The organism is Rhodococcus sp. FH8 (assembly GCF_019266085.1).
GTDB classification, from domain to species: Bacteria; Actinomycetota; Actinomycetes; order Mycobacteriales; family Mycobacteriaceae; genus Rhodococcus_F; species Rhodococcus_F qingshengii.
This window is the reverse complement of the sequence record NZ_LPNQ01000061.1, coordinates 500,229-527,001: the sequence shown is the minus strand read 5'-3', so window position 1 is coordinate 527,001 and position 26,773 is coordinate 500,229. Positions and strand designations below refer to the sequence as shown.

Sequence of the window (26,773 nt, the reverse complement as noted above, 5' to 3'; positions counted from 1 at the left end):
GCTCACGAAGGTGACTACACGAGAAGACGGTAGGGCGGACGACGAGCTCCGCACGGTCAAGATCACCCGCGGGTTCACCAGTCACCCGGCCGGATCCGTTCTGGTCGAGTTCGGGAACACTCGCGTCATGTGCACGGCCAGCGTCGAAGAGGGTGTACCCCGCTGGCGCAAGGGCTCCGGCTTGGGTTGGCTGACAGCCGAATACGCGATGCTTCCCGCCGCCACGCACACACGCAGTGGCCGCGAATCGGTCAAGGGCAAGGTCGGCGGCCGCACGCAGGAGATCAGTCGACTCATCGGCCGATCACTTCGAGCGTGCATCGATCTCGCGGCAATCGGTGAGAACACCATCGCCCTCGACTGTGATGTCCTCCAAGCCGACGGTGGCACTCGCACCGCGGCAGTGACGGGGGCATACGTGGCCCTGGTCGACGCCGTGACGTACCTGCGCGCAGCCGACCTGCTCTCCGACCCACAGCCCATCTCGTGTGGCATAGCGGCCGTCAGCGTCGGCGTCGTGGACGGACGAGTGCGTCTCGACCTTCCGTACGAAGAGGATTCGCGTGCTGAGGTCGACATGAATGTCGTGGCCACCGATACCGGCACGCTGGTGGAAATTCAGGGAACCGGTGAGGGCGCCACCTTCCCACGCTCGACGCTGGACAAGCTGCTCGACTCCGCTCTGGCTGGTTGTGAGCAACTTTTCGAGATCCAGCGTCAAGCGTTGGCCGAGCCGTATCCCGGGGTGCTACCCGAACCGAAGAATCCGGAACCCAAGAAGAAGTTCGGTGCCTGAGCTGTGAGCGTACGAGTACTGGTTGCCAGCCGAAATGCCAAGAAACTGAAGGAACTTCACCGGGTGCTCGACGCCGCCGGAGTGAGCGGAATCGAACTGGTCGGGCTCGACGAGGTCCCGCCGTTCCCCGAAGCCCCCGAGACCGGAGCGACGTTCGAGGAGAATGCGCTCGCCAAAGCGCGTGACGGAGCAGCTGCAACCGGAATGCCCTGCATCGCAGACGATTCCGGTGTCGAGATCGACGCACTCAACGGTATGCCCGGCGTGCTGTCCGCGCGATGGTCGGGCAATCACGGAAACGACGGCGCCAACACGGCTCTGGTCCTGGCTCAGCTGGGAGACGTGCCAGACGAGCGTCGAGGCGCGGCGTTCGTCTCCGCCTGTGCACTGGTGATCCCCGGCGGCGACGAGACCGTCGTGCGCGGCGAATGGCGCGGGGTGATCGGCCGCGAACCAGCCGGCGACGGCGGCTTCGGATACGACCCCATCTTCCGTCCGGACGGCGACACCCGCTCGGCCGCAGAACTCACCCCGGCCGAGAAGGATGCGGCGTCACATCGAGGGCGCGCGCTCGTACAGCTCGTTCCCGCGCTGGCGGCACTGGCCGGCTGAACCGAATCCGAAAAGTGGAGCCCTGAACGCGTCTGCGTTCAGGGCTCCACTTTTTGAAACTCTCAGAGCTGGTAAGCCTGCTTCACCTGGGCGGTTCGCTTGTGCTCGAACACGAACGACAGGAACGGGATCGTGCCGGCGAGCGCGGTGGCAACCGTCGTACCGGGCTTCCACCGGGCCTTGATCGCCAAGTCGATCGTGAATACGAGATAGAGCATGTAGAACAGGCCGTGGATCTGGCCGATGTAGAACAACCACGACGGTGCGTCCGCCGAATTGTCGAGAATCAGGTACTTGTAGACCATCTCACCGGTCAGGAACAGCAGCCAGAGGCCGGTGATCCAGGCGAGAACGCGGTATCGGACCAGCGCCGACGCAACCTTCTTCTGCTTTTCTGCGTTGACTGCGGGGGTAGCGATGCTCGCTTCCGAACCGGTACTCACGTCGTGCTCCTATCGGACTCGCGAGCGGCGAGCTGCGCAAGGTAGTCGTTGTATTCCAGCATTTGGCGGGCTTCAGGGTCGTCGACGTCGAGGTTCACATCGTCGAACTCGGCCCGCGGGCGTTGCGGCAAGAGGTCGGCGGGAATCTCACGCGGCTCAGCGGCGGCTTCCTCGGCTTCGGCCTCTTCGGGGTCCACGTCTTCGAGCTGAACGAACTTGCGATACGCGTACACGACAAACGCCGCGAACAGCGGCCACTGGAACGCGTACCCGAGATTCTGTCCCGAGCCTCCGACGGCTTCGAAGCGCTCCCACTGCCACCAGCCGAGCGCGAGGCAGCCGGCAGCTGACACGATGACCAGCAGAATCAGCGCAGGTCGGCGTTTAGTAGCGTTCTTGGACACACTAAGACGGTACCTGAGAGCTATAGTGCCTCGCCCTGCGATCTCCGACACGGTGTCGTAGAAGCCGTGCCACGGCGTGTCGTAGGAGCCGTGCCACGGCGTGTCGTAGAGGCCGTGCCACGGCGTGTCGTAGAAGCCGCTCCACAGCACCTGTGCGCTATGCCCATCCTCACCCGCAACGCCAGGGCACTGAACACATTCTCCCGGCTGTGCTGCATCGATAACCTCGGCGCGTATCCGAAAGCAGGGGAGTGTTTGATGCACATCAGAGTGATTCGCCCGGTCATCGACACCACACTGACTCCGGCGGTGACAGACGAGGTGGAGCACTGGGCGGCGCCCGGCACGACGGTCGACGTCGTTTCGCTGCCTACCGGTACGGCGAGCATCGAGTCCGAGTACGACGAGGCACTTGCCGGCCCCGGGATCGTGCAGCGGGTCGAAGAGGCGGCAGCCGACGGCGTCGACGGTGTATTCATCACGTGTTTCGCCGATCCCGGAGTGCATGCCGCCCGAGAGGTCATCGACGCTCCGGTGGTCGGCGGCTTCGAGCCGTCATTTCTGACAGCGATGAGTCTGGGCGATCGCGTCGGTGTCGTGACCATCCTGCCGAATGTCGTTCCGATGCTCCGATCGCTCACTCGGCGGTATGGACTCGATAGTCGGCTGGGCAGTATTCGAGTCGTGGACATGCCGGTGCTGGGCCTCACCGATCGGGAGGAACTGATCGATCGACTGGCCGCACAGGCGTCTACGGCAGTGGAGAACGGTGACGCCGACTCCGTCGTTCTCGGTTGCACCGGCATGCTCGGTGTGACCGCCGCAGTCCGAGACAGGCTGCATGGCAAAGGGATTCATGTTCCGGTTGTGGACCCGACGGCAGCGGCGATCACATGGTTGGAGAGCTCGGTCCGTCTGGGGCTGACACCGAGTCGGACGACGTACATGACTCCACCGGTCAAGGATCGAAAGCGCTGACCTTGCTCACGAGAACCGAAAAAGCCCCGCCGGATCAGATCCGGCGGGGCTCTTCGTTGTGCGCGAGGGGGGACTTGAACCCCCACGTCCTGAGACACTGGAACCTAAATCCAGCGCGTCTGCCAATTCCGCCACTCGCGCGCGGAATTCAAAGGATACGCGAGTGGAATCGCTCGCGGGCACACCACCCTGGTCGGGATGCGCCCGCCCGCTCTCAGGCCGTTTCGGCGAGTGGATCCGCTGCGGGCGGCATGGTGGATTTCTTCGATCGGCGAGGTTGCTCGGCCGTGCGTTGATACCGCCACGCAGCGTGGGTGAGTGTCCGAACATCGACATCGAGATGTTCGGCAACCGCAACGAGCAACTCGGCTGCGTCGGTGCTCGACAACAATTTCTCGCTACTGCTTGCTTCGGTGGCGAACCGTGCAAGCAGGTCGATCGAAGTTACCGTCAACCTCCCGGACAGGAACATCAGTGTCTCGAAGGTCCTGGGGCCGAGGCCTGGAACGGAGACGACTGCCGAACGGAGGCCTTCGGTGTCCTCGACGTCGGCACCGCACCGGCAACCGGCGTCGGCGAGCGCTTTGGCCGCACGAGCCGCGCCTTCGGCTTTGGTGAAGTAGTTGCCCGGCACGCGCTGGCGATTGCCGAGAATCGTTGCGAGCTCGTCGCCACGGTCGGTGAAGGCGGCGAGAGCGGGCAAGCTGTCGAGGCGATCGTCGGCGGCTACCGAGCGGTGTGTGCGCCAACGGTCGACGACGGCGCGGACTCCGGTCTTCGGTGTTCCATAGGCGGCGCGCGACGAGAAGATCGCATCGAGAAGGGCGGCTTCGGACTCGCGCGGCCATCCCTGATTCCAATGCGGCCACGCCTCGCGCGGAAGCTCGGCGCCGATGAATTCGGCCGCTCTGACTACGTCTGTGTCTTTCATGATTTCTCCCCCCGAGAAGTTGTCCGGTGTGGACGCGCTGAACGTAGCGAGGGGGTCCGACAGATTGAGGCCCGGAACGCACGGGATCGACCGTCCGTCAAGGAGGTCACGAATTGGTAACAATAAATATGAGGGGTTCCTCAGGTTTCTGAAAATCCCGGTAACAGTCCCAGGCAGGGCGTTCGCGACCTACTCGCGAGTCACTTTCTCGAAGTCTCGTGAGGAAGATCACGGCCCCGAAAGTCCAGATTTCCAGGGTGCCGACAAACGTGAGGAAATCCTCATGATTCTGTGTAAACCTTGTCTTGCACGAACGCCCTGACTCCGTCGATTCTCTCGACGAATTCGCGAGCACTTCAGCCGGGCAGCACACCGCAAATCCCACCTCGCCGCAGAGGTGACCAGGAGAGGACGTACGCGTGACGATCGATGACACGACACCTACAGGAAACGGACGCGACTCGAAGGGTGGACGCCGTTTCGGCGTCGATGGGGGACAGTCCCGCACGACCAGCAAAGGTGCCCTCGTCGATTCGCTGAACAACGGCGTTTCCTACGCAATCGCTTTCGGTGGACAGGGCGCTCCCTGGCTCACCTCGCTCGAGGAGCTCAGCCGTGACAACGGCCTGGAGCCCGTTCTGACCGATCTGGTCAACGACGCAGCAGCACGCCTCGCGCCCGTCGCGCAGGATCTCCTCGTGGTTCGCCCGGTCGGATTCGATCCGATCGCGTGGATGCTCGAAGCCGAGATCGTCGACGAAGAAGAAGGTGAGAAGTCGGCCGGGCCTTCCGCTGCCGCGCTCACCGCAGCTCCGGTGTCACTCCCCGGCGTCTTCCTCACGCAGCTTGCGGCGTTGCGTGCACTCTCCGCTCAGGGTCTGGATGTAGCCGGTAACCCGCCGGCTGCCGTCATCGGCCACTCGCAGGGCCTTCTGGCCACGGCTGCCGTAGCCGCGCAGGGCAACGACGACGGTGAACTCCTCGCCGTCGCACAGCTCGTCGGTGCTGCTGCCAGCTTGGTCGGCCGTCGCCGCGGCGTCATCGCCGGCGCCTCCGCGAAGCCGATGGTTGCGGTCTCGGGCGTCGATCCCGAGCGTCTCGCCGCCATCGTCGCCGAGCTTGCCGAGGGTGTGGCGCCTGAGCGCGCGGCTGTCCTCGCCATCCGCAACGGCCGTCGCCGCGTCGTTCTCGCCGGGCCGCCCGCTCAGCTGGCACGCGTGCAAGAGCGTTGCGAGCAGATCGAAGCCGAGGAAGCCCGCGAGCGTGAGGCTAAGAAGCGTGGCGGTTCCGTCTTCGCGCCGTCCTTCGATCCGCTCGACACCGAAATCGGCTTCCATCACCCCGCATTGACCGAGGCCGTCGAACTCGTCGGCAGCTGGGCGACCCGTTGCGGTCTCGACGCGGACCGTGCGCGCGAACTTGCGCAGGGTGTCCTCGTCGATCCGGTCGACTGGGTCGAGGCTGTCGACGGCGCAATCTCCGCCGGCGCCAAGTGGATTCTCGATCTCGGACCCAGCGATCAGCTGACCCGTATGACGTCCTCTTCGCTGCGTGGACAGGGCATCGGCATCATTGCCGCAGCCACCCGCGGCGGACACCGCAATCTGCTCACCCCCGGTGCAGCACCTGAGGTCTCACGTTCGTGGTCCGAGTTCGCGCCGAAGCCCGTTGCGCTTCCCGGCGGCCGTATCGGCGTCGAGACCGCGTTCACGAAGCTGACCGGTCGTTCACCCATCCTGCTCGCAGGTATGACGCCGACGACGGTCGACGCCAAGATCGTTGCCGCGGCAGCCAATGCCGGTCACTGGGCCGAGCTTGCCGGTGGCGGGCAGGTCACCGAAGAAATCTTCGAAGACCGTGTCGCAGAGCTGAAGATGCTGCTCGAGCCGGGCCGCGCGGTCCAGTTCAACTCCCTGTTCCTCGACCCGTACCTGTGGAAGCTGCAACTCGGTGGCAAGCGCCTCGTGCAGCGTGCCCGTACCGCCGGTGCTCCCATCGACGGCGTCATCGTCACCGCCGGTATCCCGGAACTCGAAGAGGCTGTTGCTCTCATCGACGAGTTGTCCGAGATCGGCATCACCAACATTGCATTCAAGCCCGGCACCGTGGCGCAGATCCGCTCCGTGATCCGCATCGCCAACGAGGTTCCGAACTTCCCGGTCATCGTCCACATCGAAGGCGGCCGCGCCGGCGGACACCACTCGTGGGAAGACCTCGACGACCTGCTCCTCGACACGTACGCCGAGCTGCGTACACGTCCGAACCTGGTCATCTGCGTCGGTGGCGGCATCGGAACACCTGAGCGCGCAGCCGATTACCTGACCGGTCGCTGGTCTGCCGCAGCCGGTTTCCCGGCCATGCCCGTCGACGGCATCCTGGTCGGCACCGCAGCCATGGCGACTCTCGAGGCCACCACCTCTCCCGAGGTCAAGCAGCTCCTCGTCGACACACCCGGTACGCCGGACTGGGTCGGTGCAGGTACCGCTGAAGGCGGAATGGCCTCCGGCCGTAGCCAGCTCGGTGCCGACATCCACGAGATCGACAACGCGGCTTCGCGTACCGGGCGCCTCCTCGACGAGGTTGCCGGCGATTCCGAGGCAGTGGCCGAGCGCCGCGACGAGATCATCGCCGCCCTCGACGTCACCGCCAAGCCGTACTTCGGCGACGTCGAGACCATGACGTACGCACAGTGGCTGCGCCGCTACCTCGAGCTGACCGTCGGCATCGACGCGGCGAAGGAATTCGACTGCGGCGCCGATCTTCAGGACGCCATCGTCGAGGCGACGTCGAGCCCGTGGCTCGACATCACCTGGCGTGCTCGCTTCGGCGAGATGCTCCAGCGCACCGAGGCGCGTCTGCACCCGGTCGACCGCGGCCCGATCCCCACGCTGTTCGCTGACGCCGAGACCCTCGAGCGCCCCGAGGCTGCAATCTGCGCACTGCAGGCGTCGTACCCGGACTACTCGACCACCGTTCTGCATCCCGCAGACGTCTCGTTCTTCATCTCGTTGTGCAAGACGCCGGGCAAGCCGGTCAACTTCGTTCCCGTCGTCGACGGTGACGTGCGTCGTTGGTGGCGCAGCGACTCCCTGTGGCAGGCACACGACCCCCGCTACACCGCCGATCAGGTTTGCGTCATCCCCGGCACCGTTGCCGTCGCCGGCATCACCCGTGTCGACGAGCCGGTCGGTGACCTGCTCGATCGCTTCGAGAAGGCGACCTACGACGAATTGGTTGCTGCCGGAACCACTCCGGTTGCACTCGCGAGCCGTCGCCACCAGGATTCCGCACCCGGACTTCTCGACGCCGTTCTCTCGGCTCCTGACCTCCAGTGGGCCGGCCGCCTGACCCAGAACCCCGTCCGTCGTCTCGGCGACCTCGACGAGTGGAGTGCAGAGTCTGCCGACAAGGCAGTTCACGGCACCACCGGTTCCAGTCTGACCGTCGTCGATTCCTCGCACGTGCTGCTTTCGGTTCCGTTGGTGGCAGGCAAGTCGGTCGACATCACGATCACGATCCCCGAGTCCGTCGTCGACGGCGGCGCTCCGGTTGTCACCGAAGCCGATGCCGAAGGTGCGATGTCCGCGCTCCTGGCAGTTGCTGCCGGACAGGAACTTCCGACAGTCAAGAACGGCAAGGCTCGCCTCAACGTCGCGTGGGTTCCCGATCGCATCGCCGATCACGCCGGTGTCACCGGTTCGGGTCTGCCCGCCACGCTCAGTGTCAGCGGCAAGGCTGTTCCGGACGTCGTCGTCGGAGCATGCTGGCCTGCAGTGTTCGCAGTCCTCGGCGCAGCCAAGCTCGACAGTCTTTCCGTTATCGAAGGCATGCTCGACCTGGTCCACCTCGACCACACCGTCGACTTCGTCGGTGAACTTCCCTCCGAGACAAGCATTCTCGTGGTCAATGCCGAGGTCGCCTCGGTTCTCGACACCGACCTCGGTCGTGTCGTCGAGGTCAAGGTCGAGGTCGGTGCCATGCTCGGCGAGGGCCTCGACGCCCCCGCAGTCGTCACCATGACCGAGCGTTTCGCGATCCGCGGACGCACCGGTGCAGGCGAACTCGCCGACCCGGCTCGCGCCGGTGGATCGATCAGCGATGCGGCTGTCGACACCTCGCGTCGTCGTCGCCGTGACGCGAAGATCCTCGCTCCGGTCAGCATGGGCGCCTTCGCTCAGGTTTCCGGTGACCACAACCCGATTCACACCTCCGACAACGCCGCTCTGCTGGCCGGCCTCGGAACCCCGATCGTGCACGGCATGTGGCTCTCCGCCGCAGCGCAGCAGGTAGTCACCGCAGTCGACCCGGCCGAGACCCGCGTCCCGCCGCGCCGCCTGACCGCCTGGACAGCTCGCTTCCTCGGGATGGTTCGACCCGGCGCCGAGATCGACGTCCGTGTCGATCGTGTCGGTATCGACCAGGGCGCGGAAATCGTCGAGGTCGGCTGCCGCATCGACGGTGAACTGGTCATGGTCGCCACCGGCCGCACCGCCGCGCCGAAGACCGTCTACGCCTTCCCCGGCCAGGGCATTCAGCGCCCGGGCATGGGCCTCGACGCTCGCGCACGCTCCAAGGCCGCCCGCGACGTCTGGGAGCGCGCGGACAAGCACACTCGTAAGGCACTCGGATTCTCGATTCTCGCTGTCGTGCGCGACAACCCGGTGACCGTCAAGGCCCGTGGTGTCGAGCACAGGCATCCCGACGGTGTCTTGCACCTGACTCAGTTCACCCAGGTGGCCATGGCCGTTCTCGGTGTTGCCCAGGTTGCCGAGCTGCGCGAATCCGGAACCTTCATCGAGGATTCCCTTCTGGCCGGTCACTCGGTCGGTGAGTACAACGCACTCGCCGCTGTCGCCGAGGTTTTCCCGCTCGAAGCACTTCTCGAGGTCGTCTTCCAGCGTGGCTCCGCCATGCACCAGCTCGTTCCCCGTGACGAAGCCGGACGCTCCGACTACCGCATGGCCGCTATTCGCCCGTCGCAGATCGGTGTTTCCGACGACGACGTGCAGGGCTTCGTCGCCGGTGTCGCCGAGACCTCCGGTGAGTTCCTCGAAATCGTCAACCTGAACCTGCGCGGCAGCCAGTACGCCATCGCCGGTTCGGTAGCCGGTCTCGACGCACTCGAGGTCGAAATCGACCGTCGCCGAGCAGAATTCGGTGGCAAGCGGGCATACATCCAGGTTCCCGGCATCGACGTGCCGTTCCACTCCACCGTCCTTCGCGGTGGCGTGGCGGACTTCCGCGTGTGCCTGCAGGACTTGCTCCCGCACGACATCGACCCGGACATCCTGATCGGCCGCTACATCCCGAACCTGGTTCCGAAGCCGTTCTCGCTGCGACGTGACTTCGTTCAGGAAATCGCCGACTTGGTGCCGTCCGAGCCGCTGCAGGAAGTCCTCGCAGACTTCGACAGCTACGCAACGCGCACTCACGAGTTGTCCCGCATCATCCTGATCGAGCTGCTGGCTTGGCAGTTCGCCAGCCCGGTCCGTTGGATCGAGACGCAGGACCTGCTCTTCGGTGACGAGTCCGAAGGAGGGCTCGGGGTCGAACGCTTCGTCGAGATCGGTCTCGGCGCTGCCCCGACCGTCGCGAACCTCGCGTCGCAGACCCTCAAGCTGCCGGGCCGCTTCGGCTACCCGGTCGAGGTTCTCAACGTCGAGCGCGAAGCTGCGATCGTCTACGGCACCGACGTCGACCCCGCTGTCGATGACGACGACGAGATCGAAGCGCCTGCCGCGCAGGCTGCTCCGGCCGCCGCGGCCGCTGCTCCGGTTGCCGCTGCCGCGCCGGCTGCACCTTCGGGTGGACCGCGTCCGGACGACCTCACCTTCAAGGCGCCCGACGCCACGAAGGTCCTGATCAGCCTGTGGACCAAGCTCCGTCCCGATCAGGTCGGCCCCGCGGACACGATCGAGGCACTGTGCGACGGCGTTTCCTCGCGTCGCAACCAGCTTCTGGTCGACCTCGGCTCCGAGCTCTCCCTCGGTGCCATCGACGGGGCCGCAGACGCCGACATGGGCTCCCTGGGGGCAACCGTCGACAAGCTCGCCCGTACGTACAAGCCGTTCGGACCGGTGCTCTCCGATTCGATCAACGATCACCTGCGTAAGGTCTTCGGCCCCTCGGGCAAGCGTCCCGGCTACATCGCCGACCGCGTCAAGAAGGTCTGGGAACTGGGCGACGGCTGGGCACACCACGTCACCGCAGCAGTGGCTCTCGGTACCCGTGACGGCGCCAGCATCCGCGGCGGCGACCTCGGTGGCCTGAGCTCCGGCGCACTGGCCGACGCGGCAGCAGTGGACGCAGTCATCGACAGCGCAGTTGCCTCGGTCGGGTCTGCTCGTGGAGTTAGTGTCTCGTTGCCCGCTACCGGCGGCGGAAGCGGCGGAACTGTCGACGCAGCTGCTCTGGGTGAGTTCACCGAGAACATCACCGGTCGCAACGGCGTTCTGGCCTCGGCCGCACGCCTGGTACTCGAGCAGCTCGGACTGAACGAAGAAACGGCAGTCGCGACGGTCGAGGACACCGAACTGGTCGACCTGGTCTCGGCCGAACTCGGCTCCGACTGGCCGCGTCTGGTTGCTCCGGCATTCGACGCGCAGAAGGCCGTTCTGCTCGACGACCGCTGGGCAAGTGCGCGTGAGGATCTCGCTCGCATTTGGCTCGGTGACACCGCGTTGTCGGTCGAGAACTTCATCGGTGCCGGCTCCACCGTCGCCGCACAGGCGAAGTGGTGGGCCACCCGTGCAACCGACGAAGGCCGCACCGCACTCGCCGAGGTCTACACCCGCATCGCTGATGCGGCTGCTGCGGCAGAATCCGACGCACCCGAGTGGGCAGGCGAGGTCGCAGTAGTGACGGGCGCCAGCAAGGGTTCCATCGCGGCAGCGGTCACGGGCAAGCTCCTTGCCGGTGGCGCAACGGTATTCGTGACCACCTCGCGACTCGACGGTCAGCGTCTCGGCTTCTACCGCGACCTGTACCGCGAGAACGCTCGCGCCGGTGCCGCCCTCTGGGTGGTTCCCGCGAACATGGCGTCGTACACCGACGTCGACGCACTGATCGACTGGATCGGCAACGAAGCCACCGAGAACGCAGGCGGCGCAAAGAAGCTCATCAAGCCGGCCATGACGCCGACGATGCTCTTCCCGTTCGCAGCTCCCCGTGTCGGCGGCGAACTCTCCGACGCCGGCGCTCGCGCCGAAATGGAAATGCGCGTGCTGCTCTGGTCGGTGGAGCGCCTCATCGGCGGTCTGTCGAAGATCGGTTACGACAGCGACGTCGACACGCACCTGCACGTGGTGCTGCCCGGTTCGCCGAACCGCGGAACGTTCGGCGGCGACGGTGCTTACGGCGAGGCCAAGGCTTCGCTGATCGCCGTGGTCAACCGCTGGAAGGCCGAGCGCAACTGGGCCGAGCGGGTCACGTTGGCACACGCGGTCATCGGTTGGGTTCGCGGAACCGGACTCATGGGTCACAACGATCCGATCGTCGACGCGGTCGAAGCTGCGGGCGTCCGCACCTGGTCCACCCAGGAGATGGCGACCGAACTGCTGAAGACGGCAACCCGCGAGTCGCGGCGCGCTGCAGCAGAGGCCCCGCTCGAGGTCGACCTGACCGGCGGACTGTCCGAGGCCAACCTGGATCTGGGTGCTTTGGCCAAGGAAGCTGCCGAGGTTGCCGAGATCGCCGAAGCTGTCGACGAAGCAGTGGACGAGTCCAGCATCCTGGCGCTGCCCGCGCCGGCTCGCATCGACGACTCGGTCAAGGCTCCGAGCTGGCCCGAACTGGACGTCACCCCCGCGGACCTCGTGGTCATCGTGGGTGCCGGAGAGCTCGGACCCTACGGTTCCTCGCGTACCCGCTTCGAGATGGAGGTCGACGAGCAGCTCTCTGCCGCAGGCGTTCTCGAATTGGCGTGGAACACCGGACTCATCGTCTGGGAGAACGACCCCAAGCCGGGCTGGTACGACGTCGAATCCGGTGACCTGGTACCCGAGGCGGAAATCGCCGACAAGTACCACGACGCAGTCGTCGAGCGTTGCGGCATCCGTCGCTACGTCGACGAGGGCGCGATGATCGACAACACCGCTCCGCTGCTCACCTCCGTGTTCCTGGACAAGGATCTGAGCTTCGTGGTCGGCAGTGAGGCAGAGGCTCAGGCCTTCGTCGAATCCGATCCGGAGAACACGACGGCGACGGTTTCCGCCGAGTCCGGAGACTGGACGGTCACCCGCCGCGCAGGCACCGAGATCCGCGTCCCGCGCAAGATGAAGCTGACTCGCAGTGTCGGCGGCCAGATCCCGACCAACTTCGACGTCACCAAGTGGGGCATCCCCGCCGACATGGCAGATTCGGTCGACCGCGTCGGCCTCTGGAACATCGTCGCAACGGTGGACGCCTTCCTCACCGGCGGCTTCACTCCGAGCGAACTGCTCCGCTGGGTACACCCGAGCCTGGTCGCCAACACGCAGGGCACCGGCATGGGCGGCATGACCTCCATGAGGAGCCTGTACATCGACACGCTGCTCGGCGAGAACCGTCCGAACGACATCCTGCAGGAAGCGCTGCCGAACGTCATTGCAGCGCACGTCGTTCAGTCGTACGTCGGCGGTTACGGTGCGATGGTTCACCCCGTCGCCGCCTGCGCCACGGCAGCGGTATCCGTCGAAGAAGGCGTCGACAAGATCCGACTCGGCAAGGCGCAGTTGGTTGTTGCCGGCGGGTTCGACGATCTGAGCACGGAAGGCATCATCGGCTTCGGCGACATGTCGGCCACTGCCAAGACCGAGGACATGCATGCCAAGGGCATCGAGGATCGCCGCTTCTCGCGGGCCAACGATCGTCGCCGCGGCGGATTCGTCGAGTCGGCCGGTGGCGGAACGATTCTCCTCGCTCGCGGTGACCTGGCACTCGAGATGGGTCTTCCCGTCCTCGGTGTGGTCGCCTGGGCCGGATCGTTCGCCGACGGTGTCCACACCTCGATCCCGGCACCGGGACTCGGAGCACTGGGCGCCGGACGTGGGGGAGCGGATTCGCAGCTCGCACTCTCGCTCAACGCACTCGGCGTGAGCGCCGACGACATCGCCGTGATCTCCAAGCACGACACCTCCACTGCCGCCAATGATCCCAACGAGGCAGAGCTGCACGAGCGCCTCGCCGGGGCATTGGGACGCAGTGAAGGCGCGCCGATGTTCGTGGTCTCGCAGAAGAGCCTGACCGGTCACGCCAAGGGTGGTGCCGCAGCCTTCCAGCTGATCGGGCTCTGCCAGGTACTGAGCCAGGGCATCGTCCCGCCGAACCGCAGCCTCGACTGCGTCGACGACAAGATGGCCGAATTCGAGCACCTCGTGTGGGCACGTCAGCCGCTCAAGTTCGGTGAGCATCTTCCGCTGCGCGCGGGCCTGCTGACCAGCCTCGGCTTCGGTCACGTCTCCGGACTGATCGCAGTCGTGCACCCGCAGGCATTCGTCGAGTCGGTTCCGGCCGACAAGCGTGACGCCTATGTTGCTGCGGCCCAGCAGCGGACGATCGACGGTCAGCGTCGCCTCGCGAAGGCGATGTGCGGTGGCGACAGCCTCTACGAGCGCCCGGCGGATCGTCGCCTCGGTGCCGACGGAACGCCGGCCAAGGCGTCGCGTCAGCTCGAAGCGGACATGCTGCTGAGCGAGGACGCACGACTCGGCGCAGACCAGGTGTACCGCTCGAATCTGCCCGGCTGCAAGTAGTAGTCACGGTATGGGAGTTCTGGGTATCGGCTTCGACCTCGTGACGGTGTCGGAGTTCGCCGAGCAATTGAACAGGTCGGGAACGGCAATGCTCGACAACTTCACACCGGGCGAGCGTCGAGACGCCGCTACCCGGAGCTCCGAACCGGCACGACATTTCGCCGCCCGGTGGGCTGCGAAGGAAGCAGTGATCAAGGCATGGTCAACTGCTCTCTTCGCCGGCCCACCGGTGCTGGGGGAAATGATCCACAATCAGATCGAGGTCGTCTCGGACGCCTGGGGGCGCCCCGGCATCCGGCTTCGCGGTGACGTGGCCAAACACCTGACCGGAGTGAAGATTCATATCTCGCTCACCCACGACGGGGACATGGCGGGCGCTTTCGCGGTCATCGAATCCGACCCGGAGTAGCACTGCCGCACACGAAAGAGCCGGTCTCCCAAGGGGAGACCGGCTCTTTGTCGTTCGACTAGTCCTTCGTGCGGGATTCCTTCTCGGCGACGAGGAGATACGCGATCATCAACCTTTTCAGTTCGGCGACGGCGTCGGCATGCGACTGACCGTCCTGAACCGAGAAATTGAGCATCGAATACACCACGTGGACAAGAACTTCCGCCATCATCAGGCGACGATCTCGCCGCGTACGAGGCGTCAACGGGCCGAGCATTTTCGCTACGGTCTCGGCGAACTGCTTTTCGTGAATGACTCCGGTTGCCCGCGTGGACGGCGTCGACTGCATCGCCAGCCAGACCTCGCGGCGCGACGGATCAGACGTCCACAGCCCGGCCATGTGATCGACGAAACTGTTCAGGAACCGCAACCAGTCGAGCGAGGGTACTTCGCCGCCGAACTGAGCAAGCTCGTGCTGGACCCCGACGAGGTCCTGGCGGTTCAATTCGCACACGATGACGTACTTGTTCGCGAAGAACTGGTAAAGCGTCCCAATCGGGACGTCAGCACGTGCCGCGACTTCTTCACAGGTGAACGATTCGAAACCGACATCGGTGAGGAGTTCCCGTGACGCAGCCAGGAGTGCGTCGAATTTACGCTGGCTGCGCTCTTGCGTCGGACGCTTGCGCGGCAGCAGTTCCTGCGGTTCTTCGAGGCTCTGGGGATTCTCCAGTGCTGGGTCGACTCGTCGCCGCGCGCGGTGACGAGTCGTGGGCTGCACGTCTTCCAGGCTATCGGTGTTTTCTGTCGAATTTGGGACTTGTGCATTATCCGGTGTCATCGGCCACCTACTTCGGCGGTCGTGATCGGTCGAAACGCACCGCGCAGGTGCGCGCACACGAGTCCCGATGCTGTTGCCACACCTCGATACTAGGTGACCAACTGTCCAGTAGCCGAAGAGGTTGCTGCGCGGTGTGGCGCAACGGCGATCCTGGCGCCTGCCTACGTCCGATTCGGGCAGACTGAGATTCTTCGGGCACACCGAGATTCGATGCCGAGGAGAGGGAGACGATGACGGAAGAACTGCGAACCGCGGTAGGTGAACTCATGCCGCGTGCCCGTGAGGATCTGAGTGCACTTGTGGCGATGAAGTCCGTCGCCGATGCACGGCAGTACCCGCCGGAAGAATGCGCGGCCGCTGCGCATTGGGTCCTGGAGGCATTCCGGGCTCAGGGTTTCGCCGATATCGAGGCGATCGAGACCTCCGACGGTTCGGCCGCGGTTGTCGGGCGTCGACCAGGCCCGGGCGGTGCTCCGACCGTTCTGCTGTACTGCCACTACGACGTTCAGCCGCCCGGAAACGAAGAGCTCTGGGGCTCCCCGCCTTTCACGCTCACCGAGCGCGACGGACGGTGGTACGGACGGGGCGCTTCCGACTGCAAGGGCAACGTCGTCATGCATCTGACAGCTCTGCGAGCGCTCGCCGCAGCCGGTGTGGATCCGAGCGTCCACCTGACGCTCGTCGCCGAAGGATCCGAGGAGATGGGCACTGGCGGTCTCGAGGATCTGGTGCGAGAGCGGCCCGAACTTTTTGCAGCCGACATGATCCTGATCGCCGATACCGGCAACACCGAAGTCGGGGAGCCGACGATCACGACGTCATTGCGCGGGATCGCGAACGTTGTGGTCCACGTGTCGACGCTCGAGGGTGAGATTCACTCCGGTGTCTTCGGTGGACCGGCGCCCGATGCGATCACCGCGCTGGTGCACATACTCTCGACGCTGCACGACAGCGCCGGAAACACCACTGTCGAAGGCTTGACCAACGACCAGGAGTGGGCGGGTGTCAGTTATGACGGCGATCAGTTCCGCTCCGACGCCGGGGTGCTCGAAGGGGTGCAGCTGACTGGTTCCGGTTCGGTCGCCGAGCAGGTGTGGGCTCGTCCGGCGCTGACCATCCTGGGTATCGACTGCCCGCCGGTCGTGGGTTCGGCGGCGGCGATCACGCCCCGCGCGTCGGCGCGCCTGAATCTTCGTGTCCCGCCTGGCACGGATCCGGCGCAGGCACAGAAGTTGTTGACGGACCACCTCCGCGCGGCGGCGCCGTGGGGCGTCCACATCGAGGTCGTTCCGGAATCGACGGGATCGCCGTTCTCGTCCTCGACGGAGGGTGCAGGTTTCGCGCAGCTGAAGTCCGCGCTCACCGATGCCTACGGCCGCGAAGTCGGATTTGCCGGCCAAGGGGGATCGATACCGCTGTGCAGTGCACTGGCCGAGCAGTTCCCCGACGCGGAGATCGCGTTGATCGGCGTCGAGGAACCGCAATGCCGCATTCATGCGCCCGACGAAAGCGTCGACCCGTCGGAGATCGAGAATCTCGCTTTCGCGGAGGCTCTGTTCTTGAGCCGGTACGGGAGTTAGACCGACAGATCGCGTCGTAGCTTGGCGACGTGACCGGTGGCCCGGACGTTGTACTGGGCCACCTCGATCTTGCCTTCCTCGTCGACGAGGAACGTCGAGCGGATGACGCCCTGGACGGTCTTGCCGTACATCTTCTTCTCACCGAACGCGCCCCAGGCTTCGAGCGTCGCCTTCTCGGGATCGGAGAGCAGCGGGAAGGTCAACTCTTCGGTATCGCGGAACTTCGCGAGTTTTGCGGGCTTGTCCGGCGAGATTCCGATGACTTCGAGGCCGGCGCCGTTCAGCTCGGCGAGGCTGTCACGGAAGTCGCAGGCCTGCTTGGTGCACCCCGGGGTGCTGGCCGCCGGGTAGAAGTACACGATGACCTTGCGGCCGCGGTAATCGTGAAGGGAAACCTCGTTGCCATCGGCGTCTGGGAGCGTGAAATCCGGCGCGACGTCGCCGGCGGACAATCTACTGTTCTCGGTCACGGGAATCGAGGTTAGTCGAGAAATTGCGCGGCAGGTGGGCGCGAGGGCATTCTGCTCCTCTACGGTAGAGCGAAGTGTCGGCGCGCTGCGTCCGCACAGCAGACCCGCACACAGAGCAGCAGAACACAGACAAGTTGGAGGACACGTGCCCAGGGACACCGAGAGCATCGAACGCGAGATCGAGAAGGCGCGTAACCAGCTCGCGAGCACACTCGACGAACTGACGGTCCGCACCAACCCGAAGCGGCTGGTCGAGAACACCAAGAAGACGGTGCTCGCCAAGCTCAACGAGCCGGCAGTGAAGTACGCGCTGATCGCAGTCGGTTCAGTGGTGGGACTACTCGTGGTCCGGAAGATCATTCGCTGACCCGAGTTGTCGAAGACAGAACATGAAGAAGGCCCCCACCTGGTGAGGTGGGGGCCTTCTTGCAAGTGCGCCCACAGGGACTCGAACCCCGGACCCAGTGATTAAGAGTCACTTGCTCTACCAACTGAGCTATAGGCGCTCGCTCTTGCGAGACAGAACATTAGCCGACAGGCTCAGGAGTTTGCAAAACGCGTGTTCATCGTGGTGACGATGGTTACATCGCTTCCGGAATTCACGAGTGTGGAGGGTGCGAATCCGGCCAGCGGACGGTGCTTTCCAACTGCTGTGCGACGGCGAGAATCGTCGGTTCACCACCGCTGCGCCCGACCAGTTGGACGCTCAGGGGGAGTCCGCGTTCGGAGAACCCGGCGGGCACAGCGGCCGCCGGGTTGCCGCAGACATTCCAGATCGAACAGTAGGCGGCGATCGGCAACGCCTTGCGGACTGCTGACAGAAGGCCGGTTCCTTCGAGTTGTCCGATCGGGCGTGGCAGCGCGGGCGTGGTCGGCATCAGGACCAGGTCGAAGGTGTCGAAGACCTGGTTGACCGTCGCTGCGATTCGCTCACCTTTGCGGTAAGCGAATTTCCCGACGCGCGCGGGAGCGGCTATCCGGCCGATCGACGCGAGTGCTCGTGTGCGCTTCTCGAGTAACGCTGGATGATCGACGCGCAGTGCTTCGTCGCGGACGCCGCCGAGTACCTGCGGGAGAAACGCTGCAGTTGCGTCCGGGTACTCGGGATCGTGCTCTTCGACGTGATGTCCCAACGCGCTCAACATCTCTGCGATCGAATGCACCGCGGCAACGACCTCCCGGGACGGGCGGACGCCCCGGACCGGACTCCGGGTGGACACTGCAATGCGAAGCGGCCCGGGCGCCGACGCGGCTGACTCGGCAAAGCTGGCGCGGAGCGTTTCGGCTGTGTAGTCGTCGATCCCGGTGGTACCGGTTATCACGTCGTACACGAGCGCGCTGTCCTCGACGGAACGAGTGAGGGGGCCGAGCGTGCCGAGTCCGCGCCAGAGGTTTCGGTTCGGCGCGGTGCTCACCCGACCGCGCTGCGGTTTGAGTCCGAACAACCCGCAGAACGCCGAAGGCAGTCGGATGGAACCGCCGCCGTCGCCACCGATTGCCGCTGCGACCATGCCTGACGCGACGGCCGACGCAGATCCTCCGCTCGATCCGCCCGTGGATACGCCGGTGTCCCAAGGGTTTCTGGTGTAGCCGTTTGCAGCAGTCTCCGTGAAGGGCCAGATGCCGAACTCGGGCATCGTCGTCTTGCCGACGATCACCGCGCCGGCCTCGCGCAACCGCCGGACGACCTCTGAATCGGCCGATGCGATGCGAGTTGCTGCCGCACCGCCGTACGTCGTCGGCGTTCCGGCGACGTCGTTCTCGTCTTTGATCGCGATCGGAACTCCGTGCAGTGGGCCCAGGCTGTGGCCGTCGGCCTGGCGCTGATCGAGACGTGTCGCTTCGTCGAGCGCTTCGTCTGCGAGAACTCGCACAAAAGCATTGAGCGTCGAATCGAGGCGTTCGATACGGCGAAGTGTGTTCTCGGTGAGCTCGCGGGCCGATATTTCTCCGGACCGGATCAGAGCGGCCTGACCCGCCACACCGGCAAATGCCAGCTCGCTGCCCGGTGTGGTTTCGCGCTCGGTCATCAATCCTCCAGGCCGTGGTTCCGATAACTGTGAAGTCTATTCACCACAACCTGTTCACCACGACACAAAGAAAAATCCCCACCTTCCGAAGAAGGTGGGGACCTTTGCAAGTGCGCCCACAGGGACTCGAACCCCGGACCCAGTGATTAAGAGTCACTTGCTCTACCAACTGAGCTATAGGCGCTCGCTCTTGCGAGACAGAACATTAGCCGAATCGCCGGTTCGGGAGCAAATCGCCAGGTGGAGGCGTCACCGCTGTAGTCCGATCGGAGGAAATCAGCTGAAAGCGGTAACAAAACGGACGGTTCGGAGCGATTGATACTTGAACGTTACTGACGGCGTGGCCTTTCATGACCGTTGGTAACGAGCGCGCCTGGCATCATTGGTGCAGCGCAGTCATACCGCAAGTCCCACTTGCCTTCCGGTAAGTGGGATTCGCATGTGACGCGGAAGTTAGTCGGAGAAATTGTGAAGCGGAGTCGAACGATGAGTCGTCAAAGGTGGGGTCTGTCCGTGCGCGGGGGGAACGGTCGAGCGTCGAAGGGCGCGGCGATGATCGCGGCGTCTCTCGGTGCTCTCGTTCTGATGACCGCGTGCACGTCGGGCGGCAAGGACGTCAGTACCGAAGGGTCGGCGCCGATCGATTCCAATCCGCTCACCGAACTCATCAAGCCGAAGCTCACCTCGACCGCTGCCGACGGCGCTGTCGGCTTCTCGCCGGGCGACCCGGTCAAGATCAACGTCGCTGACGGCGCTCTGTCCGACGTGACGATGGTCAATCAGGACGGCAAGGCAGTTGCCGGCGCGATTGCTGCCGACGGTGCGTCGTGGACCACCACCGAGCCACTCGGCTACAACCGCAAGTACAAAATCGAGGCCCGCGCATTCGGATTGGGTGGCGCAAGTACGACGGTCACGTCCTTCACCACCAGCGCACCCGGCAACGTCACCAAGCCGTATGTCTTGCCCAACGAGGGTGACGTGGTCGGCATCGGTCAGCCCATCGCGGTGCAGTTCGACGAGAACATCCCCGATCGCAAGGCTGCCGAAGCTGCGATCACCGTCACCACGACTCCGGCCGTCGAAGGTGCGTTCTACTGGGTCAACAATCGTGAGGTCCGTTGGCGTCCGGAGAACTACTGGGCACCGGGCACCAAGGTCGACGTGAGCGTCAACGTGTACGGGCGCAATCTCGGCAAGGGAGTCTTCGGGCAGGAAGACGCGAAGAGTTTCTTCACCATCGGTGATGCCGTCATCGCCACGGCGGACGACAACACCAAGCAGGTCACTTTCCAGGTCAACGGTGAGACTGTCATGACCATGCCCACCTCCATGGGCAAGGACAGCACTCCTACCGACAACGGCGTCTACATCATCGGTGACCGCTTCGCGAACATGATCATGGACTCGTCCACGTACGGCGTCCCGGTCACCTCGGCGCAGGGTTACAAGACCCCCGTCGACTGGGCGACCCGAATGTCCTACAGCGGCATCTTCTTCCACTCGGCGCCGTGGTCGGTCGGGCAGCAGGGCTACTCCAACACCAGTCACGGCTGCCTCAACCTGAGCCCGTCCAACGCCAAGTGGGTCTACGACAACACCAAGCGTGGGGACATCGTCGTCGTCAAGAACACCGTCGGCGGCACTCTCTCCGGCACCGACGGCCTCGGTGACTGGAACATCCCCTGGAGCGTCTGGAAGACCGGCAACGCGGACGTCTGAGTGCGTCCCTGAAGCCTTGAACGGCAGAATGCCCCCGACCGTCCGGTTGGGGGCATTCTGCATCTGTACACCTTTTGTGAGCGAAAGTGCCTCTCGGTCTATCTGAGGCGACGGGAGGTACGTTCGCTCGGTGTCAGCGTCGACCGAACGCGTCCACTCCGGTCATCTCAGCGGACAGTGCCCACAATCTGCGTGCGTCGGCGGGATCGGTAGCCCAAGGCTTCACGCCGCCGACGCTCATGTCATCAGTCTGCGCGACGTCCGCGATGTTGCAGTCCTGGAGATACGCGCCGGAGTGATCGGCGAGTATCGGTGCCGTCGCTGCCCACACCGTTGTAGCGGCGCCCTGGGAGGGAGTCTTGAACCCCGGCACGGCGTCGCCATTCGACGTCGTCCATCCGAGATCGTGTTTCTCCGATGCCGAGAAGTGACGTTGAAGGGGAGTGAGGATGCTCCCGGGATGGACGGAGAACGCACTGATACCGCGTGAAGCACCGGAGTTCGCCAGCTGTACAGCGAATAGAGCATTTGCAGTCTTGGCTTGACCGTACGCAAGCCAGCGGTCGTAACCGTTGCGGAAATGTATGTCATTCCAACGCACTCCCGACAGAAAATGTCCCGCCGACGAGACAGCGACTACGCGAGAACCGTTTGCGGGCATGGCTGGCACAAGCAGGTTCACCAGTACAAAGTGCCCGAGGTGATTGATCGCGAATTGTGATTCCCATCCGGAGCCGACACGGAGTTCCGGGCAGGCCATGACCCCCGCATTGCAGATGATGATGTCCGGAGTGATCCGGGATTCGAGAATTTCTCGCGCACACGATCTGACACTGCTCGGGTCCGACAGGTCGCACGCTCGCACTTCGATACCCGGAAGGTCGGCCACCGCCCTCCGTGCCTGTTCTGGTCGGCGGGCAAGAACTACAACTCGCGCGCCGACCGAAGAAAGTGACTGCGAAATCTCATATCCGAGTCCGGAGTACCCGCCGGTGACCAAAGCCGTAGTGCCTGTTAAATCTTGTCCGGCAAGTACGTCGTCGGCAGTGGAGACTCGGGAGTATCCGGTGCTGATTTTGCGCTGGATGGAATTCATGACTGCGACCGTAAAATCTGGAGTGCACTCCAGGTCAAGGAAAGGTCGCCAGGTAATGCGCGAACTGTCAATCGGTGACGTCGCTGTCCAGACCGGAATCAGTATCGATTCCCTTCGATACTTCGAACGTGAGGAATTGCTCGTTCACGAGGTGGCGCGCTCGGCAGGTGGGCGTCGGGTGTACTCCGAAAGCGATGTCTCTTGGTTGAAGCTGTGCAATCGATTCCGAGACTCGGGTATGCCGATCGCAACGATCCGCGAATTCGCCGCACTCGTCAGGTCAGGGCCGGGAAACGAGAAGGAACGGCTTTCACTTTTACAGTCGCATGAGGAGTTGATTCGATCCAGGATCGCTGCGATGCAGGAAAACCTGAACGTCATCCACGACAAGGTTTCGGCGTACGAGCGACATGTTCGCGAGGGGACCGTCGTAGGTGTCTGGGAGCCGCAACCGTCGCCCGAGTGATCGACGGCTGGGCCATTTGCGGCGAATTCCAGCTACCCCGATGCGAGCGAAAGTGGCTTTCGGTCTTTCTGAGGCGACCAGAGGTACGTTCGCTCAGCTCGGGCACGGGTTGCTCGGGAGCGCGCGATTTGTCGCGGTCGCCACCCCACCCACTTCGGGTGAACGTATCGCTGCCCCCGTCAGAGAAGGGGAGCGATACGTTCACCCGGCTGTGGAAGGGGAGATTGGGGCTGGCGCACAAACCAAAAGAACCCCCGAAAATGTCTTTCGACATCTTCGGGGGTTCCGCTTGGGTGAGCGACGGGACTCGAACCCGCGACAGCCAGGATCACAACCTGGTGCTCTACCAACTGAACTACGCCCACCATTGCCTCGGCCACCGGTTTGACCCGGCTGCTTTGACGAAAGAGATACTAGCGCGAAAGTCGGTCAGGAAGCCAATCGGCAGGTCAGGCGGGACCCAAGCCCTCTACGACGGCTGCAATCTCCGCGCTCGACGGTCCGGGCGCCGCGACGAATGCAGTGCCGCGGTAGTACTTGAGTTCGCGGATGGATTCCTTGATGTCGGCGAGTGCCCGGTGGGCGAGACCTTTTTCGGGCTGGCCGAAGTAGATTCGCGGGTACCAGCGGCGGGAGAGTTCTTTGATGGAGCTGACGTCGATCATCCGGTAGTGCAGGTATGTGTCCAGCGCCGTCATGTCCCGCGAGATGAATCCGCGGTCGGTGGCGATTGAATTACCCGCCAAGGGAGCCGTACCGGCGACGGGAACGTGCTTGCGGATGTACGCGAGCACCTCTTTCTCCGCCTCGGCGAGGGTGACCGTCGACTTACGAACCTCTTCGGTCAGTCCCGACTTTGCGTGCATCTTCTTCACGACGTCGGGCATTGCAGCCAACGCGTCGTCGTCGGCGTGGATGACGATGTCCACACCTTCGCCCAAGATGTTCAAGTCGCTGTCGGTCACCAGAGCCGCAATCTCGATGAGTTTGTCCGACTCGAGTCGCAGCCCGGTCATTTCACAATCGATCCATACCAATTTGTCCTGCACCAGGAACACAGTAGTGCGCGCGGGCGCGGGATAAGGTCTGCGGTGGAAACTCGACGTGTGTGAGACGGCGTTCGGGTGATGACAAGAACTTCGCCGCATTGCAACGAGGAGGGCTTTTCGATGACCGTGGATCCGAAGGACGGAGCCGCGCCGCTGACGCCGGCGGAGAAGGCGAAAGCTGCCAAGGCTGCCGCTGCCGAAGCCGCTCGGATTGCAGCTGAAGCCGCTGCAGCAGCTGAGGAAGCAGAGAAGGAAGCGGCTGCCGCCGAGGCCGAAGCATCGGCCAGAGCCACCCCCGCTGCTCAGGTGCCCTCGGGTGCTGCCGCTGAAATCGCGGCGGGCTATTCATCCGAGGGGCGGGCACTCGAGCTCGGCTCGGTGGTGATCGACGGTGTGGCAGATCCCACCGCACGGGTGCGGATTCCGTTGGCGACGATCAACCGTCACGGTCTGATCGCCGGTGCGACGGGTACCGGCAAGACCAAGACGTTGCAGGGCATCGCCGAGCAGCTGTCCGCCGCGGGTGTGCCGGTTGTGATGGCCGACGTCAAGGGCGATCTCTCGGGTCTGTCGAAGGCGGGGGATCCGAGCGAGAAGATGAAGGCTCGCGCAGTCGAGACGGGCGACGATTCGTGGACTCCCGCTGGGATGCCAGTCGAGTTCTTGTCGTTGGGAACGGACGGAATCGGTATCCCGGTGCGCGCGACCATCACCAGTTTCGGGCCGATCCTGCTCAGTAAAGTGTTGGGCCTCAACGAGACCCAGGAGTCGACTCTAGGGCTGATCTTCCACTGGGCCGACACTCAGGGCCTGGCCCTGCTGGACCTCAAGGATCTGCGTTCGGTCATCGCGCACCTGACGAGCGCTGAGGGCAAGGCCGATCTGAAGGGTATCGGCGGAGTTTCCTCGGCGACGGCGGGAGTGATTCTGCGCGCGTTGGTCAACCTCGAAGCAGATGGTGGTGACACCTTCTTCGGTGAACCGGAACTCGAAACCGAGGATCTGCTGCGTGTCGTCGGCGGTGCCGGTGTGATCACGCTGTTCGAACTCGGTGCCCAGGCGGCGCGCCCGGCAATGTTCTCCACCTTCCTGATGTGGGTGCTCGCGGACCTGTTCCAGACGCTGCCCGAAGAGGGAGATCTGGACAAGCCGAAGCTCGTGTTCATCTTCGACGAGGCGCACCTTCTGTTCGCGGACGCGTCGAAGGCCTTCCTTCAGCAGGTGGAACAGACGGTCAAGCTCATTCGTTCCAAGGGCGTCGGTGTGTTCTTCTGCACGCAACTTCCGACCGACATTCCGAATTCGGTGCTGTCACAGTTGGGTGCGCGGGTTCAGCACGCCCTGCGTGCCTTCACGCCCGACGATCAGAAAGCCCTCAACAAGACCGTCCGCACGTACCCGAAAACCGAGCACTACGACCTGGAAAAGGCACTGACTTCACTCGGCATCGGTGAAGCCATCGTGACCGTACTCTCGGAAAAGGGTGCGCCGACGCCGGTGGCCTGGACCAAGATTCGTCCTCCGAGGTCGCTGATGGACACCATCGGCAACGACGCGATCAAGGCGGCCGCGTCGTCGAGTCCGCTGAATCAGAAGTACGGCCAGACCATCGACCGCGAGTCGGCGTACGAGAAGCTGACGGCCAAGGTGGCCGGTGCTCCGACGGCGGATCAGTCCCTGGATCTTCCGTCGCTGCCCGATCTGCCGCCACCGCCGCCGGCCGAGCCGGAGGGCCCCAACATCGCCGAGCAGATCTTGGGCAACTCGGCTGTCAAGAGTTTCCTGCGCTCGGCGGCTTCGGCTGCGGGACGCGAGATTTCGCGAAACATCTTCGGCACCGGTAGTCGCCGCAGGCGCTGAGGCTCAGGCGCCCGCGAGGTCAGATGCCGACCTCGCGGGCCAGCAGGTCGTTGATCGATTCGCGCCTGATCAACGGCCGCGCAATCCCGCCCAGCACGGCGACGACCGGCGGCCGGCCGACGCTGTTGTAGGTGGAGGCCATGCTGTGGTGGTATGCGCCCGTACACGGCACTGCCAACAGGTCACCTTCATGTAGGTCGGCGGGAAGCCTTGCTCCGACGGCAATTTCGTCGCCCGATTCGCAGTGTCGCCCGGCGACGGTTACTTCCTGGAGCGGTGCGCGCGAATGTCGGTTCACCAGTTCGACGTCGTAGTGGCTGTCGTACAACGACACCCGAGGGTTGTCGCTCATCCCGCCGTCGACGGAGACGAAGGTTCGTCCCCCGCTGATCGACTTGATGTTCTGTACGCGATAGAGCGTGACTCCGGCCCGCGCAGCGATCGCTCGGCCAGGCTCGAGCACGATTTCGGGGCGAGGGAAGCGGTTTCGGGTGCACGCGTCGTCGAGAGTTTCGTCGATGACGTGAGCGAGGCGGGTCAGATCCAATTGGGCATCTCCCGGCACGTAGGCGATCCCATGGCCACCGCCGAGATCGAGTTCGGTGAGGATGATTCGATGCGTGCGTCGTATGTCGTCCATCTGTGCGATCATCGTCTCGATCGCGGGGCGGAAGAGTTCGGGATCGGTGATCTGGGAGCCGAGATGGCAATGCAGGCCGATGAGCTGCAGGTGCGTCGCGTTGGCGACGACGGATACCGTATGTTCCAGTTCTTCGGAAAACGCTGGTAGGCCGAACTTTTGGTCCACGATGCCCGTGGACACTGCCTTGTGTCCGTGTATGTCGATGCCGGGTGTGACTCTGACCAACACCTTCTGTCGGTGGGTGCACACCGACGCGAGCCGTACCGCTTCGCTGGGGGAGTCGAGGACGATCCGGCCGACACCCGCGTTGACCGCCGCCCTCAGTTCGGAAACCGATTTGGCATTGCCGTGCAGGATGATTCGGTTGGGGTCCACGCCCGCGGCAAGCGCGACGGCGAGTTCACCGGCGGAACAGACATCCACCCCGAGTCCCTCGTCGGAGACCCAGGTAGCCATCGCTCGAATCATCAGTGCCTTGCCGGCGTACACGATCTCCGAGTCGGGGAAGATCTCTCGATACGTGCGGCAGCGGTGCCGCACGTCCGCCTCGTCGACGACGTACGTCGGTGTGCCGTACTGGTCCGCGATCTCTTCGAGGGAGACGTCGCCGATGCAGACACGCCCGCTGTGGTCGTGGCGAGTACTGATGGGCCACAACGCAGGATCCATACGCGGTGTCATTGCGCCGCGTAGGGAGGGGAAGATTTCGAGTAGCGTCACGTCGATCTCCTGA

Annotated in this window: 19 protein-coding genes and 4 tRNA genes; 10 read left to right on the top strand and 13 right to left on the bottom strand. The window is 64.2% G+C overall.

Going from position 1 to position 26,773, the window contains the following annotated elements:
* Window positions 1-10 precede the first annotated feature (10 nt).
* Together rph and rdgB are read left to right on the top strand one after the other, a co-directional pair.
* A complete protein-coding gene (rph, locus tag ATN38_RS13935; protein ID WP_003945332.1) occupies window positions 11-796 on the top strand; it encodes a ribonuclease PH in 786 nt (261 codons plus the stop codon).
* Window positions 797-799: 3 nt separating this feature from the next.
* Window positions 800-1,408 (top strand): RdgB/HAM1 family non-canonical purine NTP pyrophosphatase, encoded by a 609-nt coding sequence (gene rdgB / locus ATN38_RS13930; protein ID WP_042925783.1) that lies wholly within the window; start codon window positions 800-802, stop codon window positions 1,406-1,408.
* Between the two features lie 62 nt (window positions 1,409-1,470).
* Here rdgB and ATN38_RS13925 read toward each other — a convergent pair whose 3' ends face one another.
* Window positions 1,471-1,851, bottom strand: coding sequence for a DUF3817 domain-containing protein (locus ATN38_RS13925; protein WP_003945334.1), 381 nt, complete (start codon window positions 1,849-1,851; stop codon window positions 1,471-1,473).
* Window positions 1,848-2,255 (bottom strand): hypothetical protein, encoded by a 408-nt coding sequence (locus tag ATN38_RS13920; protein WP_020970031.1) that lies wholly within the window; start codon window positions 2,253-2,255, stop codon window positions 1,848-1,850. The genes ATN38_RS13925 and ATN38_RS13920 overlap by 4 nt, the downstream gene beginning before the upstream one ends.
* A 258-nt stretch (window positions 2,256-2,513) precedes the next feature.
* On the opposite strand from ATN38_RS13920, the gene ATN38_RS13915 reads away from it, so the two are divergent.
* Window positions 2,514-3,233: an aspartate/glutamate racemase family protein gene (locus ATN38_RS13915; protein ID WP_218748119.1), complete on the top strand. Its 720-nt coding sequence runs from the start codon at window positions 2,514-2,516 to the stop codon at window positions 3,231-3,233.
* Between the two features lie 59 nt (window positions 3,234-3,292).
* Here the strand turns inward: ATN38_RS13915 and ATN38_RS13910 are convergent.
* Window positions 3,293-3,374, bottom strand: a tRNA-Leu gene (locus ATN38_RS13910).
* A 73-nt stretch (window positions 3,375-3,447) separates the two neighbouring features.
* Window positions 3,448-4,164, bottom strand: a complete 717-nt coding sequence (locus tag ATN38_RS13905; RefSeq protein WP_064689267.1) for a hypothetical protein — start codon at window positions 4,162-4,164, stop codon at window positions 3,448-3,450.
* Between the two features lie 419 nt (window positions 4,165-4,583).
* Here ATN38_RS13905 and ATN38_RS13900 point away from each other — a divergent pair, with 419 nt between their 5' ends.
* Together ATN38_RS13900 and ATN38_RS13895 are read left to right on the top strand one after the other, a co-directional pair.
* Window positions 4,584-13,895: a type I polyketide synthase gene (locus tag ATN38_RS13900; RefSeq protein WP_218748118.1), complete on the top strand. Its 9,312-nt coding sequence runs from the start codon at window positions 4,584-4,586 to the stop codon at window positions 13,893-13,895.
* Between the two features lie 10 nt (window positions 13,896-13,905).
* Window positions 13,906-14,304, top strand: coding sequence for a holo-ACP synthase (locus tag ATN38_RS13895; RefSeq protein WP_054187168.1), 399 nt, complete (start codon window positions 13,906-13,908; stop codon window positions 14,302-14,304).
* 58 nt (window positions 14,305-14,362) lie between these two features.
* Here the strand turns inward: ATN38_RS13895 and ATN38_RS13890 are convergent, their stop codons facing one another.
* Window positions 14,363-15,064, bottom strand: coding sequence for a TetR family transcriptional regulator (locus ATN38_RS13890; protein WP_003945379.1), 702 nt, complete (start codon window positions 15,062-15,064; stop codon window positions 14,363-14,365).
* 290 nt (window positions 15,065-15,354) lie between these two features.
* Here ATN38_RS13890 and ATN38_RS13885 point away from each other — a divergent pair, with 290 nt between their 5' ends.
* On the top strand, window positions 15,355-16,704 hold the full coding sequence (locus tag ATN38_RS13885; protein WP_007733289.1) for a dipeptidase: 1,350 nt from the start codon (window positions 15,355-15,357) through the stop codon (window positions 16,702-16,704).
* On the opposite strand, the gene bcp is transcribed toward ATN38_RS13885, so the two are convergent.
* Entirely contained in the window at window positions 16,701-17,174 is a 474-nt protein-coding gene (gene bcp / locus ATN38_RS13880) for a thioredoxin-dependent thiol peroxidase (RefSeq protein WP_007733290.1), read from the bottom strand. The two genes, ATN38_RS13885 and bcp, sit on opposite strands and share 4 nt — an antisense overlap.
* 145 nt (window positions 17,175-17,319) lie before the next feature.
* Between bcp and ATN38_RS13875 the strand changes: the two genes are divergently transcribed.
* Window positions 17,320-17,541 carry a DUF3618 domain-containing protein gene (locus ATN38_RS13875; protein ID WP_003945299.1) on the top strand — a complete coding sequence of 74 codons (222 nt, stop codon included), beginning with the start codon at window positions 17,320-17,322 and terminating at the stop codon, window positions 17,539-17,541.
* A 66-nt stretch (window positions 17,542-17,607) separates the two neighbouring features.
* Here ATN38_RS13875 and ATN38_RS13870 read toward each other — a convergent pair.
* The 3 genes from ATN38_RS13870 to ATN38_RS13860 all read right to left on the bottom strand — a co-directional run bounded on the left by ATN38_RS13870 (window position 17,608) and on the right by ATN38_RS13860 (window position 19,388).
* Window positions 17,608-17,680, bottom strand: a tRNA-Lys gene (locus ATN38_RS13870).
* A 93-nt stretch (window positions 17,681-17,773) separates the two neighbouring features.
* Window positions 17,774-19,204, bottom strand: a complete 1,431-nt coding sequence (locus ATN38_RS13865; protein ID WP_218748117.1) for an amidase — start codon at window positions 19,202-19,204, stop codon at window positions 17,774-17,776.
* Window positions 19,205-19,315: 111 nt separating this feature from the next.
* Window positions 19,316-19,388: transfer RNA gene (locus ATN38_RS13860), tRNA-Lys, on the bottom strand.
* A 368-nt stretch (window positions 19,389-19,756) separates the two neighbouring features.
* On the opposite strand from ATN38_RS13860, the gene ATN38_RS13855 reads away from it, so the two are divergent.
* Entirely contained in the window at window positions 19,757-20,926 is a 1,170-nt protein-coding gene (locus ATN38_RS13855) for an Ig-like domain-containing protein (protein WP_374104620.1), read from the top strand.
* A 133-nt stretch (window positions 20,927-21,059) separates the two neighbouring features.
* Here the strand turns inward: ATN38_RS13855 and ATN38_RS13850 are convergent, their stop codons facing one another.
* Window positions 21,060-22,022, bottom strand: a complete 963-nt coding sequence (locus ATN38_RS13850; RefSeq protein ID WP_208690480.1) for an oxidoreductase — start codon at window positions 22,020-22,022, stop codon at window positions 21,060-21,062.
* Window positions 22,023-22,077: 55 nt separating this feature from the next.
* Between ATN38_RS13850 and ATN38_RS13845 the strand changes: the two genes are divergently transcribed.
* On the top strand, window positions 22,078-22,488 hold the full coding sequence (locus ATN38_RS13845; RefSeq protein ID WP_099698696.1) for a MerR family transcriptional regulator: 411 nt from the start codon (window positions 22,078-22,080) through the stop codon (window positions 22,486-22,488).
* A gap of 292 nt (window positions 22,489-22,780) precedes the next feature.
* On the opposite strand, the gene ATN38_RS13840 is transcribed toward ATN38_RS13845, so the two are convergent.
* Both ATN38_RS13840 and orn read right to left on the bottom strand, forming a co-directional pair.
* Window positions 22,781-22,853, bottom strand: a tRNA-His gene (locus ATN38_RS13840).
* 84 nt (window positions 22,854-22,937) lie between these two features.
* Window positions 22,938-23,537: an oligoribonuclease gene (gene orn / locus ATN38_RS13835; RefSeq protein WP_024487359.1), complete on the bottom strand. Its 600-nt coding sequence runs from the start codon at window positions 23,535-23,537 to the stop codon at window positions 22,938-22,940.
* A gap of 120 nt (window positions 23,538-23,657) precedes the next feature.
* Between orn and ATN38_RS13830 the strand changes: the two genes are divergently transcribed.
* Entirely contained in the window at window positions 23,658-25,397 is a 1,740-nt protein-coding gene (locus ATN38_RS13830; protein ID WP_218748116.1) for a helicase HerA-like domain-containing protein, read from the top strand.
* A 19-nt stretch (window positions 25,398-25,416) separates the two neighbouring features.
* On the opposite strand, the gene lysA is transcribed toward ATN38_RS13830, so the two are convergent.
* A complete protein-coding gene (lysA, locus tag ATN38_RS13825) occupies window positions 25,417-26,760 on the bottom strand; it encodes a diaminopimelate decarboxylase (protein WP_047270266.1) in 1,344 nt (447 codons plus the stop codon).
* Window positions 26,761-26,773: the final 13 nt, after the last annotated feature.